13 protein-coding genes are annotated in these 12,566 nt (G+C 70.0%); 3 read left to right on the forward strand and 10 right to left on the reverse strand.

Annotated features, from left to right (window positions below; all coding sequences use genetic code 11):
- Positions 1–10 precede the first annotated feature (10 nt).
- From ADL29_RS27670 to ADL29_RS27685, 4 genes are read right to left on the reverse strand one after another with little or no spacing between them, the layout of a single operon-like run.
- Positions 11–1,171 carry an acyl-CoA dehydrogenase family protein gene (locus ADL29_RS27670; protein WP_244319298.1) on the reverse strand — a complete coding sequence of 387 codons (1,161 nt, stop codon included), beginning with the start codon at positions 1,169–1,171 and terminating at the stop codon, positions 11–13.
- A complete protein-coding gene (locus ADL29_RS27675) occupies positions 1,168–1,431 on the reverse strand; it encodes an acyl carrier protein (RefSeq protein ID WP_053926308.1) in 264 nt (87 codons plus the stop codon). Before ADL29_RS27675 ends, ADL29_RS27670 begins: the two co-directional genes overlap by 4 nt.
- A complete protein-coding gene (locus ADL29_RS27680; RefSeq protein WP_053926309.1) occupies positions 1,428–3,131 on the reverse strand; it encodes an AMP-binding protein in 1,704 nt (567 codons plus the stop codon). Before ADL29_RS27680 ends, ADL29_RS27675 begins: the two co-directional genes overlap by 4 nt.
- Positions 3,128–3,916, reverse strand: a complete 789-nt coding sequence (locus tag ADL29_RS27685) for an alpha/beta fold hydrolase (RefSeq protein WP_053926310.1) — start codon at positions 3,914–3,916, stop codon at positions 3,128–3,130. The genes ADL29_RS27680 and ADL29_RS27685 overlap by 4 nt, the downstream gene beginning before the upstream one ends.
- Positions 3,917–4,275: 359 nt before the next feature.
- On the opposite strand from ADL29_RS27685, the gene ADL29_RS27690 reads away from it, so the two are divergent.
- Positions 4,276–5,148, forward strand: coding sequence for a LysR family transcriptional regulator (locus ADL29_RS27690; protein WP_053926311.1), 873 nt, complete (start codon positions 4,276–4,278; stop codon positions 5,146–5,148).
- Between the two features lie 42 nt (positions 5,149–5,190).
- Here ADL29_RS27690 and ADL29_RS27695 read toward each other — a convergent pair whose 3' ends face one another.
- Complete coding sequence (locus tag ADL29_RS27695) at positions 5,191–5,535, reverse strand: hypothetical protein (protein ID WP_245689658.1); 345 nt, start codon at positions 5,533–5,535, stop codon at positions 5,191–5,193.
- Between the two features lie 399 nt (positions 5,536–5,934).
- Between ADL29_RS27695 and ADL29_RS46695 the strand changes: the two genes are divergently transcribed.
- Positions 5,935–6,096 carry a recombinase family protein gene (locus ADL29_RS46695; RefSeq protein ID WP_078971341.1) on the forward strand — a complete coding sequence of 54 codons (162 nt, stop codon included), beginning with the start codon at positions 5,935–5,937 and terminating at the stop codon, positions 6,094–6,096.
- 509 nt (positions 6,097–6,605) lie between these two features.
- Here the strand turns inward: ADL29_RS46695 and ADL29_RS27700 are convergent.
- The 3 genes from ADL29_RS27700 to ADL29_RS27705 form a co-directional block, all read right to left on the reverse strand.
- The gene (locus tag ADL29_RS27700) at positions 6,606–7,148 is read right to left on the reverse strand and encodes a GNAT family N-acetyltransferase (RefSeq protein WP_078971345.1); all 543 of its coding nucleotides are present in this window, start codon (positions 7,146–7,148) and stop codon (positions 6,606–6,608) included.
- Between the two features lie 70 nt (positions 7,149–7,218).
- A complete protein-coding gene (locus tag ADL29_RS46700) occupies positions 7,219–7,659 on the reverse strand; it encodes a CHAT domain-containing protein (RefSeq protein WP_425424287.1) in 441 nt (146 codons plus the stop codon).
- A 490-nt stretch (positions 7,660–8,149) separates the two neighbouring features.
- A complete protein-coding gene (locus ADL29_RS27705) occupies positions 8,150–8,359 on the reverse strand; it encodes a hypothetical protein (protein WP_046930081.1) in 210 nt (69 codons plus the stop codon).
- Between the two features lie 718 nt (positions 8,360–9,077).
- Here ADL29_RS27705 and ADL29_RS27710 point away from each other — a divergent pair.
- Positions 9,078–9,824 carry a phosphotransferase family protein gene (locus ADL29_RS27710; RefSeq protein ID WP_053926312.1) on the forward strand — a complete coding sequence of 249 codons (747 nt, stop codon included), beginning with the start codon at positions 9,078–9,080 and terminating at the stop codon, positions 9,822–9,824.
- 947 nt (positions 9,825–10,771) lie between these two features.
- Here ADL29_RS27710 and ADL29_RS27720 read toward each other — a convergent pair.
- Both ADL29_RS27720 and ADL29_RS27725 read right to left on the reverse strand, forming a co-directional pair.
- On the reverse strand, positions 10,772–11,557 hold the full coding sequence (locus tag ADL29_RS27720; protein WP_053926314.1) for a class II aldolase/adducin family protein: 786 nt from the start codon (positions 11,555–11,557) through the stop codon (positions 10,772–10,774).
- Positions 11,554–12,534 (reverse strand): C-terminal binding protein, encoded by a 981-nt coding sequence (locus ADL29_RS27725; protein ID WP_053926315.1) that lies wholly within the window; start codon positions 12,532–12,534, stop codon positions 11,554–11,556. The genes ADL29_RS27720 and ADL29_RS27725 overlap by 4 nt, the downstream gene beginning before the upstream one ends.
- Positions 12,535–12,566 lie beyond the last annotated feature (32 nt).

Consider the following 12,566-nt stretch of genomic DNA (forward strand, 5'->3'; position numbering starts at 1 on the left):
TCCTTCGGGGTCAGTTCTCGACCGGGAGGCCGAACTGGCGGGCCACGCCCACGCGCAGCAGGTCGTTGGTGCCCGCGTAGGTCAGCGCGGCCATCGGGCTGTGCAGGTCGGCCGGGAGGTCGGAGTCGGCGATGAAGGCCCTCACGCCGGAGAGCGCGGTGGCGTGCTCGGTGAACCGGACGTAGTCCTCGGATACCGAGATCTTGGTGAGGGCCGCCTCGGCCGCCAGCTGCCGGGCGGGTGTGCCGGCGTCCAGGCGGGCGGCCAGCGCGTACACCTGCACCCGGGAGCGGTGCAGCGCGAGCGCCATCTCGCTGACGCGGGAGGCGACCTGGTGACTGGCTCCCATACGGCGGCCAAAGTGCTCGCGCTCGCCGGCCCACGCCACGATGCGGCGCAGGGTGCGGCGCATCGGGCCGAGGGCGTAGCCGAGCAGCACGGCGCGCTCCCAGGCGGTGGTGGAGGCCATCAGGGCCAGCCCCGATCCCTCCTCGCCGATCAGCGAGCCGGCCGGCAGCCGTGCGGCCTTGAAGACCAGCTCGCCCATGGGAACTTGGGGCAGGGCGGTCTTGGCGAACGGCTCACTGCGGGTGACTCCCGGCAGGTCGAGCGGGAACAGGAAGGCGGAGAGGGCGAAGGGGTGGCGGCCCTCGGCGGTGCGGGCGAAGACGATCGCGTGGTCGGCGACCGGCGCGGCGGTGATGAAGGTCTTGGCGCCGTCCAGCACATGGCCGTCGCCCTCCCGCCGGGCGCGGGTCTCCATCGACAGTGGGTCGCTTCCGCCGCCGCGCTCGGTCAGTGCGTGGCACAGCAGCGCCCGCCCGTCCTGGATGTGCGCGATCGCCTCCCAGGCGGGCCCGGGCAGTGCGGCACGGAGCGGGAACTCCATGCCGAACACCTGGGACGCCAGGGCGTAGCACACGCCCGGGTCGATGCCGGCCAGCCCGATGCCCTCGATCATGGCCAGGGAGCGGGTCACCGGTCCGGGGCGCGCACCGCCGTCCTCGGCCAGCCGCAGCACGCCGAGGTCGGCCATCGCCTCCCACTGCGTGCGGAAGTCCTTCTCCCGTAGCTGCTCGGCGAGCGGCTCGGCCTGCTCCCGACAGGCGTCGACGAGCGCCTCGGTCTCCTGGTCGCCGCTGCGCAGCAGGCGGTCGACGGGTGAGGTCACTTCGCGGCTCCGGCGGGGAGGTTCTCGATGAGCGTCCACAGCGCCTTGGGGGTACGGAAGTTGGCGGCCACGACCTCGCCGTCGGGCAGGGCGAGGCCGTGTTCCTTGTCCAGCGCGCTGACGATCTCCATGATGGCCAGCGAGTCGAGCAGGCCCATCTCCAGCAGCGGGGTGTCGGCGGTCAGCTGCTGCGGGTCCTCGCCGCGCCCCCAGGTGATCTTGCTGCTGATCAGGGTGCAGAGGTCTTCGACGCTGTTCACGCGGATATCTCCTCGGTGTCAGTGGTCCGGTCAGTGGTCCGACCGGCGCGCTGGTCGATGGTCTGGTCGGTGTGCGGCAGGTCCGGCGCCCGGGTGCTCAGCGCGAGACGGTCAACCTTGCCGCGGGCGGTGAGCGGCAGCGCGGCCACGGGGATCACCCGGTCCGGGAGCATCCGCTGGGGCAGCGCCGCGCGCAGCTCGGTCAGCAGTGTCCTGGCCGTGAGGGCCGCTCCTCTGCTCTGGACGTACGCCCAGATCTCGCCGCGGTGGGCGCCCTCCTTGGCAACGACCGCGGCGGTCGCGACCTGGGGCAGGTCCAGGACGGCGCTTTCCACGTCGAGCAGGTCGATGCGGTGACCGCGCCGCTTGACCTGGGAGTCGCGCCGCCCCCGCAGCAGCACGCGGTTCTGGTCGTCGATGCGGCCCAGATCCCCGGTGGCGTAGGCACGGCGCACCGTGCCGTCGCGGAAGGGAACGGTGCGGGTGGGGTCACGCAGTTCGCCCTGCTGCAGATAGCCCTGGAAGACGGTGGGTCCGGCGACGTGGATCTCGCCCTCGCCGTCGGTCGGCCGGCCGTCCTCGTCCAGCACCTCGACGACGTCGCCCGCGATGGGGCGGCCGACGCTCAGCTCCTGGCCGGCCCGCCAGTCGGGGGGCACCCGCAGATACGTGCACACGTTGGTCTCAGTGGGCCCGTAGAGGTTGTAGAAGGGTATCCGCTCCCCCATCAAACCCAGGTACTTCTCCAGGAGTTGGGGGACGAACGGCTCGCCGGCGAAGGCGGCCACGCGCAGGGAGGGCGGCAGGCCCTCCTCGGCTATTCCGCCCCGCTGGAGCATCCCGTGATAGAGGGAGGGCACGGCGTAGAAGACGGTGATCCGGTGCTCCCGCAGCCAGCCGACCACATCGCGCGGGAAGGCGCGCAGCAGGTCCGGCATCAGGACCGCACAGGCACCGGCCGAGGCGGTGCTGAACAGGTCGAAGGTGGTGAGGTCGAAGGTGAGGGATGCCTGCGAGCCCACCCGGTCGGTCTCACGGAGCCCCAGCTCCGCCGCGGCCCACAATGCGAAGTGGGCGACGTTGGCGTGCGAGAGCAGGACTCCCTTGGGCCAGCCGGTGCTGCCGGAGGTGAACAGGATGTAGCCGCCCCGGTCCGTGGGCGCGGGCAGCGGAGCCGGGCGGTCCGCCCCGACCCTCAGGCGGAGCCAGTTGAGCCCGTGGTCGAGGGTGCCCTCTGTGGTCTCGGCCCCTTCGGCAGCCTCGGCGGCGGCGCTTCGGCCGGCAGGCAGGCTGCGGTCCGGGGTCAGGAGCACCGAGAGCCCGGCGGCGCGGGCCATCCGTGCCGTGCGGGCCGGGGGGTCCGCGGGATCGAGGGGGGCCACCACCGCCCCGGCCCGCAGCGCGGCGTAGATGGCCAGTACGGCAGCGGCTGACTTGGGGGCGTACACGCCGACCCGATCGCCCGGGACCACCCCCGCCGCGGTGAGCTGCCCGGCCAGCGTCTCGACGCCGCGCTCCACTTCGGCGTAGGTCCAGCTCTCGCCCGCGGCGGCCAGGGCCGGCCGTTCGGGGTGCAGCGCGGCGGCCCGGGCCAGGAGGCCGTCCAGTCTGACGTCGTCCGCGGAGCCCGGGAACCGTCCGCCGTCCGGGGCGGTGAGGGGGCCTGCGGGGTGCGGGCGCAGGGGTTCCGCCGGGCTCATACGTGTGCCTCCGGGGCGCGGTGGCCGGGCACGAACTCGGTGAGGAAGGAACTGATGGCCGCCACGACGCGCTCCGGGTCGTCGGCCATGTGCTGGTAGTGGCCGCCGCCTTCGATCACCTCGCGCCGCACCGGTCCGGACAGCGCCCGCTCGGCGGCATCGAGCTGCCCGAGCGTGCCGTACTCGTCCTGGTCGCCCTGGATCAGCAGAACGGGCGCGGTGACGTCGAGGTCGCCCTCGATGCTCCAGGTGCGGAACGCGGGTGACAGCCAGACATCGCTCCACCCCTCCACGACCGTCTTCGGGTCGGCATGCATCATCGCCACCCGCTTGGCGAACGCCCCGCCGGAGTCGAAGGATTCACGGGCTGCCCGGACACCCCGCAGGGTGGACTCCTCGCAGTACAGGTGCGGGCCGAGCGCGACCACCGCCTCGACCGGCCGGACGGAGGCGTACAGCAGGGACATCGAGCCGCCGTCGCTGTGCCCGACGAGCACGGGCCGTTCCACTCCGAGCAGGTCCAGCAGCTCGGGCAGCTTCTCCTGCCCCTCCTCGTGCATGTAGCGGGGGGCGCGCGGCAGCTTCGCCGGCCCGGAGAAACCGTTGCCGTGACGGGAGAAGAGCAGCGCGCGACGCCCGGTCCGCGCGGCGAGGAGCCGGGGAAACCGGTTCCAGGTGGCGATGGCTCCGGTGCCGCCGTGCACAAAGACCAGCGGAGCCGCCTCGGGATCACCGTCGAGGAAGGTGTACTCGATGGGGCCGTTCCGTGTCTCGACTTCGGGCACGTCAATACCTTTCTTAAACTCAACGATCAGTAAAAAATTGGTAGTTCACGCCAGGCCACAACCCCCAGGGCCGGGCCGGAATTCCGGCGGCGGATGTGGTGAGAACGAAGCCCGGCTCCTGCCGATCAGCCCCGGGCGGGCATACGGGCCGCCCTGTGCGGAATCAGCCCGTCAAGAACACGTGAAGCGAGCATGGCGAGCTCGGCACTTTCAACCCCCGTTACACGCAAGCGAATTACGACGGCCTCCGGCCGGCGCCGCGAGCCGCGGGCACACCCGGCGGGCGGCACTCCTCAAGCCTATGCAGGGTGATCTGGATCAAGGAAATAGCTTTCCCGTCTCGCCTATGCTCTGGCCGTATGAATGTCGATCTTCGTCATCTCCGCAACTTCCTTGCCGTGGCGGAGGAAAACAGTTTCACCGCCGCCAGCAAACGGCTTCACCTCGCTCAGCCGACACTCACCCGCAGCATCCGCGCCTTGGAGGAGTCCCTCGGGGTGCGCCTCTTCGACCGCACCACCCGCCGTATCGCACTCACCCCCAAGGGCAGCCGCCTGCGCGAGTCGCTCATGCCGATCATTCGGCAACTCGACTCGACCCTCGCCGACATCCGCGGGGGCCAGGCCCTGCGCATCGGATTCGCCTGGGGGCTGCCCGAGCTCCTCTCGACGCTCGCCGTCCGCTTCGGCAGGGAGAACGCCTCGGAGGTGGAGCTGGTGCGCCGGGACACCGCGATGGCCGGGCTGGACACCGGAGACGTCGATGTCGCGCTGCTGCGCGGCGAGATACAGGCCAGGGGCGTGCGCTGCGTACAGCTGTATGAGGAGGAACGCATCGCCGCGGTGCCCACGGCCTCGCCGCTGGCCCGGCGGCCGGAGGTGCGGTGGGCGGAGTTGGCGCGGTGGCCGCTGGTGGTGAACGTCGTGAGCGGCACGACCTTCCCCTGGATGTGGCCCGACGGCACGCGTCCGGAAGTCGGCGCCGAGTGCCGGAACTTCGACGAGTGGCTGGAGAAGGTCGCGGCCGGGGCCGGGTTCGGAACCGCCCCCGCCTCGGCCGCGCGTCGCTACACCCACCCGGGTGTCCGCCTCGTCCCGCTGCGGGATGCCCCACTGGTCCGCACCCACCTGGCCTTCCCCGTGCACGGCACCCACCCACTGGCCTCCCACCTCGCGGACGCGGCCTGGCACGCCTTCCGCAAGGTGAACACCCCGGCGGGGAAGCCCGGGTGACCAGGGGGTGACCGGCTCCCTGACGCGGTCCTGGCGCCCGGGTCAGGAGGCGACGGGCACGGATCGGAACCGCACGGCCGAGACGACGTAGACGACCGGGTGCCCGGGCTCGTCGTCGCTCACCACGATCCGCTGGGCGGGCTGCGGCGCCGGGCGGTCCACCGTGACGCCCCGCCAGGGCCAGTCGGCGCTGAAGTCCCAGCCGACCTTGGCGGCCTGCTCCGGCGCGATGGTGAGCGCGCCCTTCTTCAGGGCGGCGGTGCTGGTCCCGAGGGCGGCGAGGAACTGCGTCAGGCCCCAGTTGTTGGTGCGGGACTGCACGAACAGCGAGCTGGTCTGCCAGGAGTTGGTCTCGTAGTAGTAGACCGGAGTGGAGCCGATCGGCACCGGGACGTCGTAGATCCGCTGTCGGGACTGTGAACCCCCGAGGCAACCGCCACGATCCCGCAAACGCAGGAACCCCCGTCGGCACCTGCCCGACGGGGGTTCCTCACCTGTCGCGTTCTCTCACGCGTATCTCACCAACACCGTCGACACGCATGGACCACAAGTCCCCCACCTGCGTAAACGGCCCCGACCTGGACCACGTGGACGCCAGAAGACGCTTCTGACAACCTGTGCCATGTGGTGCCCAGAAGCCCGAGCCCCTCCTGCTCGCGCACTCTATTGCGGCAGGTCACGGTCATCTCTGCTCTCCTCCCACGCAACTGACCACGAGGGGAGACCGTACGCCTCAAGGCACTCTGCCCGCGGCGGTCACTCAGCGTTCCTGCGGCGCGCCCCGAAATCCGCCTGCTGCTCGCCGGCCTCGCCCACGGCGTCATCGACGGAGTGATCTTCTACGACCTCGACCGGCTCGTCCGCCAGCCACGAGATCTCGAAGACCTCATCGACAGCGTCGCGAATACGTCAAGCACCCGGTCGCGGGCGCCAATGACGGCCGCATGAACCTCATCAACGAGAGCGACCGCCACATGGCCCGCATGATGTGCGTGAGGGCGCTCAAGTCCTCCGAGGACACGGCCCGCCACGTGACCCGGCATCACCTCTCCGCAGCCCAGAATGGACTCGCGCAGGCCGCATCGCCACGGCTGAGTCCGCAAGAGCGAACGCAAGGGCGAACGCAAGGGACAAGTCCCGGATGAAGCCGACGTCGTCGTCCGGAACTTCCACGACTTCATGTCGGGGGAATCGGCCCACAGCATCGCCAGGACCTTCGACGCCAAACGGCAAAGCTCGCCGCGGACCTCTCCCTCCCCAAGATCCGCCGGCGCCTTGGTACAGGACTGCCCGACGGCGGGTCCAACGGTGGCCGGCCACCGAAGTTCGACCCAGAGGACTACAACGCCCGGCACGCGGTCGAGTGCGTCATCAATCGCCTCAAGAGACGTCGAGCCGTGGCCACCAGCTACGACAAACTCGTGGTCCGCTACGAGGCCACCTCCTCGTTGCCGCCATCAACGAGTGGTGGTGACGTACTGGTCCGACAACAACTCGAACACCCGCACTCGCCGACCGCAGGTGGGATTGACGGTCTCACGGACCAGATGCATCCCCAGTTTGGCCATGATCCGTTCGGAGGCGTCGTTGCCCACTTGAGCGATGCTGACGATCCGCTCCAGCCCTCGCTCTGCGAACCCGAACCGCACAGCGGCCGCAGCGGCCTCGGTGGCCAAGCCCTGCCCCCAGTGGGAACGCCCCAGCCGCCAGCCGACCTCAACCGCCGGCAGGACCTCCGGCAAGAAGCCGGGCACCGAAAGGCCGGTGAACCCGGCCAGCTCGCCAGTGGACCGGATCTCCACGGCGAACAGGCCGAAGCCCTGTGACTCCCACTCGCTCTCCCATGCCTGGACCCCGCCGCGAGTCTGCTGTTCGTCACGGACGCTGCCGTCACGGATCCACCGCATGACCTCGGGGTCGGCATTGACGGCAGCCATGGGCGCAACGTCTTCCTCGCGCCAGCGACGCAGGATCAAACGGGGAGTCTCCAGCGTGACCATCCCGTCATTCTGGATCACAAATGGGCTCTCCGCCATCCTCACCAGGCGCATTCGATACACGCCCCAGCGGTCAGCGGCCCGGGTGGATGGGAGCGGCCCAACCTGACGGTTTGTCCGGCGCATCCCCGCGCAGCCCGCATACGGCTCGGTGCGGCATTCTTGCGGTGTCGTCGGCGTGGAACGAGGGTGCGAGGCCGAAAGAGAAGTTGTCCGCAATACGTGCGGCGGCATTGTCGGCGAGGCGCCAGAGCGTGCCGACGACATGGCGGTAGCCCGCCAATGGGAAGGCCGTGCGATGTGCACCGCCTCGTCGGTGCTCGCCTCGTTCGAGCTCACCGTTTGGCACGCCGAAAAGTAGGCCAGTCCGGCGCCCGGAAGATTTCATGCCGAAACTTCGATGGAGGTGAGCGAAGCCGATACGCGGTCGTGCAGGAGCAGTCGATTGAGTGTGTGCTGGACAGGTGGACCAGCGTTCCGTTCGCGAGTGCCGCCACGCGCCCGACCCGCACATCAGTAGTCCGAGGAAAGAACAAGCCCTCGGCCGATGGGCAGACGTCCTCCATGGACCAGGGCATTCCCGTCGGCGCAGCCCTTTGACCGCGGCATTCACGAAATCGCTGACAGAACCTTGAAATTCCCCACCCTTCGCTATGGGTGGCGGACAGAGCTCCTCGCCCGACTTCCCCACGCCTGCACGCTGACTCGCGGACGAGCGCCGCAGGGAAGGGTGTTCCCGACGGGTCGTGTCGGAGCCGGAAGGACGGAACGAACGACTGCCGCTGGGGTGCGCGGAAAGATCGCCGGTTGGGTGTGGGCGCTGGCCACGGTCCACCTCGTGCGGGTGGCGTTTCCGCCGTATACGGCAATGCCGGCCTCCACGACCACAACCAGGTCTTGAAGGCCGACGTCACACAGGACCCTGAACTACCCCACGACTGCCGGGGATGGTTCCGGGGCCCGGTGGATGAGCACCGTGCTACAGCTGCATCCCAAGCTGTGTCTCAGCCGTGGATCGGGCCCAGGGGGATGTCGGAGACCGTGAGGCTGACGGACTTCACGGAGCCGCCGGTCAGGATCGGGATGCCATTGGGGCCCGGGGCGAACGTGGCGGTCAGACCGTCCACGGAGCCACTGACGGAGAGACCACCCGCGACGCTGTCGAGGTCGTCGTCGGCGATCTCACGGGTCTCAATGCGGGACGTGTTGCTCATGATGTTGAGCGTCCTTCCTCTGTAGTGGTGGGTCGCAATGCATGGCGCACTGCAGCGGGAACCCTCGGACCGTGTGGACGCTAACCATGGCCGATCAAATTACGATGAAATCCTGGTGGGCAGGGTGCGTGATCGACGTGGCGCAGGCTGCGGTGATGAATCCTCGCGGGGCGTGTGGGGGGACCGGGCAGGCTGGGCAGGATCGGTCAGGTGCCGTCCGGTCTGGTGCAGGCCGGGGGCTCGGCTCGGGTGCGAACAGAGCGGCAGATTGCCGTCCGTCGCGGCATCCAGGCCCGCAGCAAGCCGCACACCTCCTCGTTCCGGCGCCCGTTCCGCGGCAGCGTGGGTGTCGCGCCGGCGGTCAGTACGAGTCGGGCCGCCGCGATCAGCATGCTCGACCGCATGCCGGTCAGGAACGTGTCCGCCCCGCCAGCAGCGCCCGAAGACCGCCACCGCAATCGCTCCGCCTGCCTGGCGGCCGGTGTCGAGCATGGCGGACGCGGTGCCTGCCCGGTCTGCGGGTACCGCGTCGGGGCTTGGCGTCGATGTCGCGCGATGTGCGCAACTCGACTGAGGACTCCCAACAAAAGTGGTGGACTTGACCTCGTCAGCGGTCGGTGTCGTGCACGAGGCCGCCGGATAGCGCGGCACGGTCAGCCGCGCCAGCGCACGCGATAAACCCGGCGACGGCGACGGTCATTCCGGGATACTGGTCGCCATGGATGAGGTCAAGGTCGTCGTCGCCCATTCCGAGCGCGCGACCCTGCGCGTCGGCGATGTGTTCCTGAAGGTGGACGCCGATCAGGCGCGCATCGACGTCGAGGTCGAGGCGATGGCCCTGGCGCCGGTCCCGACTCCGGAGGTCCTGTGGCGCAAGCCGCCCGTGCTCGCGATCGCCGCGGTCCCGGGGACGGCGCTCGGCCGCCTCGGCGAACCGTCGACCGCGTCGCCGGCGGCGTGGGCCGCGGCGGGTGCCGCCATCCGGAAGTTGCACGACGCGCCGTTGCCGCCCTGGCCCGGCCGCGGCGGCCGGGGCCTCGACGAGTTGGCAGCGGATCTCGACGGCGAGTGCGAGCGGCTCGTGACGAACGGCGTCCTGCCCGCCGACCTGGTCACCCGCAACCGCCAGGTCGCCGAGGCCGCGCTCCGGCCGCGGACTCCGGTTTTCACGCACGGCGACCTGCAGATCACTCACGTGTTCGTCGACGGCGACGAGATCACGGGCATCATCGACTGGTCCGAGGCGGGCCAGGGTGACGCCCTGTTCGACCTCGCCACTTTGACGCTCGGACACGAGGAGCACCTCGGCGACGTCGTCGCCGGCTATGGCACCGACATCGACCTCGACGTGATCCGCGCGTGGTGGTCATTGCGAAGCCTGCTGGCGGTCCGCTGGCTGGGCGAGCACGGCTTCGACCCGTTCGCGCCGGGTTGTGAGGTCGACGTGCTGAGGTCCCGGATGTGAGGCTGCGTGGGCCGGACTGCTGCGAGTGCGTTCTGACGCATCAGGCAGACCATCTCCTGGGGCGCATTGCCTGAGAGCGTCTTGTCGAAGCCGGTAGGTCGGCCGCCCTTGCTGGGAGCGCTTCGACCAGAGGGACGCGAGGTGCGGCCCCTGCCGTCACAAGCTCGGTCGCCGTACCGTGCCGTGGTTCGAGCCCTTCCCAGGGCCACCTCCCGATCAGCCGGAACCGTCGAGCTCTTTACGAGGGCGAGGCCCCCGGGCATAGCTGGGGTCACGGACGGCTGATGGGGTGGTGCGCCCGCGAGCGCTTCTCATAGGGCGCCGGGTGCGGAACTCGGCCCTCGCCCTGGTGTTCGCGCTCGTCGGCTCGGTGATCGAGCTCGTTGTGGGGCCCGATCGTGTGCTGGCTGGATGCTGTGTGGCACTGCTACTGGTGAGCCTGACTGCCGCAGTCAGACATGGGCGCCGTGTGCGCCACTGGGACCGTCTGAAGACGTTGGAGATCCGCTTCTGGATCCCAGACATCGGCGGCAGATGCAGCTCCCACCACCAGTGATCACAGCGCGCATCCGCGGGACTGACATGGGGCCCACGGCCAAACGGCCATGGAGCCGTCATGCCTGCCAGCTCCTTCGCCGACATCCCCCGCCGCCACTCACGTCGCCCGCCACCAGTTCGACGATCCGCCGGCAGTCCACTGCGAGCGTCTCCGTGGGCATCAGGACGCCCCGCCGATTCAACACGTTCACACTGTCCGGTGTGCATGTCTCTTCCAGCCCCTGCCGTGTGTCTGCCTAACTGGTGTCACGGCCTTTCCGGTTCACGCGGTGCGTGTTCTGCGTTGCCGAGACAGAGAGAGGTGTGGCAGGGCGGTATCCAGGAGGGGCCGGGGACGGGGCCGCCGTTCCGGGAGCCGCGCTGCCCGCGGTCAGGCAGGCCCGGGCGGCTCAGTCCTTGTAGTCGGGGGCGATGCGCTCGACGAGCCGGAGCAGTGCCGACCAGGCGAGGTCGTACGCCTTGTCGTCCTGGAGGTCGGAGCTGTCGTCCTCGCCGGAGAGCTGGCGGGCGGTGAGCTCGACGACGTCAGGGGCAGGCGTGATGAGCTTCGCGCCGCCCGACACGGCCGCGGTCTGGATCTCGCATGCCTTGTCCAGGTAGTACATGCGCAGGAAAGCCTGAGCGGGGGTCTCACCGACGGTCAACAGGCCGTGGTTGCGCAGGATCATCGCCGGGTGGCCACCCAGGTCGGCGACGAGTCGTTGCTGTTCGGCGAGGTTGAGGGCGACGCCTTCGTAGTCGTGGTAACCGAGCCTGCCGTAGAACTCCATGGAGATCTGGTTGAGCGGGAGCAGGCCGTGCTCCTGAGCCGCGACGGCGCAGCCGGCCTTGGTGTGGGTGTGCAGGACGCAGTGGGCGTCGGGCCGGGCGGCGTGGATGGCGCTGTGGATGACGAAGCCGGCGGGGTTGACGGGGTGGGGTGTCTCCTCGACCGCGCGGCCGTCCAGGTCGATCTTGACGAGGTTGGATGCGGTGATCTCCTCGAAGAGGAGGCCGTAGGGGTTGATCAGGAAGTGGTTCTCCGGACCGGGGAGCCGGGCGGAGATGTGGGTGAAGATCAGGTCGGTCATCCGGAAGTGCGCCACCAGACGGTAGACGGCGGCGAGTTCGCGGCGCAGCCGCAGTTCGTCGTCGGCCGAGGCTGCCTGGTCGGCATGGCATGTCGAGGCGTTCACTGGGCGATTCCTTCGGTGGCGGGGGTGACGACGGGGGTGAGCGGGCGCCCGGTGCGGTGCCAGGCGATGACGTTCTCGGCCGGGCGTTCCACGTAGGCGCGCCGTGAGGCGTCGGAGAGGAACGCGCTGTGCGGGGAGAGCAGCAGGCCGGGGTGGGTGCGTACGGGGTCGTCCGGGGCGGGGGGTTCGACGGGGAGGACGTCCAGGGCCGCTCCGGCGAGGTGACCGCTGTCCAGTGCCTCCAGGACTGCTGTGGGGTCGACGAGTTCGCCGCGTGCGACGTTGACCAGGAAGCTTCCGGCAGGCATGCGCTCCAGTTGTGCACTGCTGATGAGTCCGCGGGTGGCGTCGTTGAGCGGGGCGTGCAGGGAGAGCACATCGCTGCATGTCAGCAGGGCGTCCAGGTCCATCCGCCGGACAGCGGCGGGCCAGCGCTCGGGAGGGCACAGTGGGTCGTACGCGGCGATGCGGCCGAAGATCGGTGCGGCCAGCTCGGCGAGGCGGGAGGCGATGCGGCCCATGCCCACCAGGCCGAGCGTCAGCTCGCTGGTCCGGCGGGGCAGCCGGGGCAGGTCGGTGGTCCAGCCGCCGCGGCGCACCACGGCATCGGCCCCTGGGAGGTCCCGGACCAGCGACAGGGCCGAGGCGAGCGCGTGGACGGCGACCTCCTCGGTCGCGGCGTCGGGCAGATTGCACACCCACAGGCCGCGGGCGCGTGCCGCATCGGTGTCGATCATGTCGTGACCGGCCGAGAGGGTGGCCAGGATCCGGACGTGAGGGAGCCGGTCGAGGAGGTCGGCGTCCACCCGGGCGTAGCCGACCAGGAGGGCGACGGCCTCCGAGGCCGCTCGGACGATGGCATCCGGATGAGCGCTGTCGGCGATCCGTACGTCGAAGCCCGCCTGGCTCAGCAGGGCCACCCCGGGTGCCGGATCGAGGTCGTCGAGGTCGGTGAAGACGGCCAGGGGCCGGGGCATACGGGACTCCTTCGGAGGGTGGGCTTCGACGT

It is taken from the genome of Streptomyces chattanoogensis, from assembly GCF_001294335.1.
GTDB lineage: Bacteria > Actinomycetota > Actinomycetes > Streptomycetales > Streptomycetaceae > Streptomyces > Streptomyces chattanoogensis.

What these genes read in the sequence shown, in the direction of transcription:
- ADL29_RS27710 (WP_053926312.1), top strand. Translation starts at nt 9,078, where the DNA reads ATGGATGAGGTCAAGGTCGTCGTCGCCCATTCCGAGCGCGCGACCCTG.
- ADL29_RS27705 (WP_046930081.1), bottom strand. Translation starts at nt 8,359, where the DNA reads ATGAGCAACACGTCCCGCATTGAGACCCGTGAGATCGCCGACGACGAC.
- ADL29_RS46700 (WP_425424287.1), bottom strand. Translation starts at nt 7,659, where the DNA reads ATGTGCGGGTCGGGCGCGTGGCGGCACTCGCGAACGGAACGCTGGTCC.
- ADL29_RS27690 (WP_053926311.1), top strand. Translation starts at nt 4,276, where the DNA reads ATGAATGTCGATCTTCGTCATCTCCGCAACTTCCTTGCCGTGGCGGAG.
- ADL29_RS27680 (WP_053926309.1), bottom strand. Translation starts at nt 3,131, where the DNA reads ATGAGCCCGGCGGAACCCCTGCGCCCGCACCCCGCAGGCCCCCTCACC.
- ADL29_RS27700 (WP_078971345.1), bottom strand. Translation starts at nt 7,148, where the DNA reads ATGGTCACGCTGGAGACTCCCCGTTTGATCCTGCGTCGCTGGCGCGAG.
- ADL29_RS27725 (WP_053926315.1), bottom strand. Translation starts at nt 12,534, where the DNA reads ATGCCCCGGCCCCTGGCCGTCTTCACCGACCTCGACGACCTCGATCCG.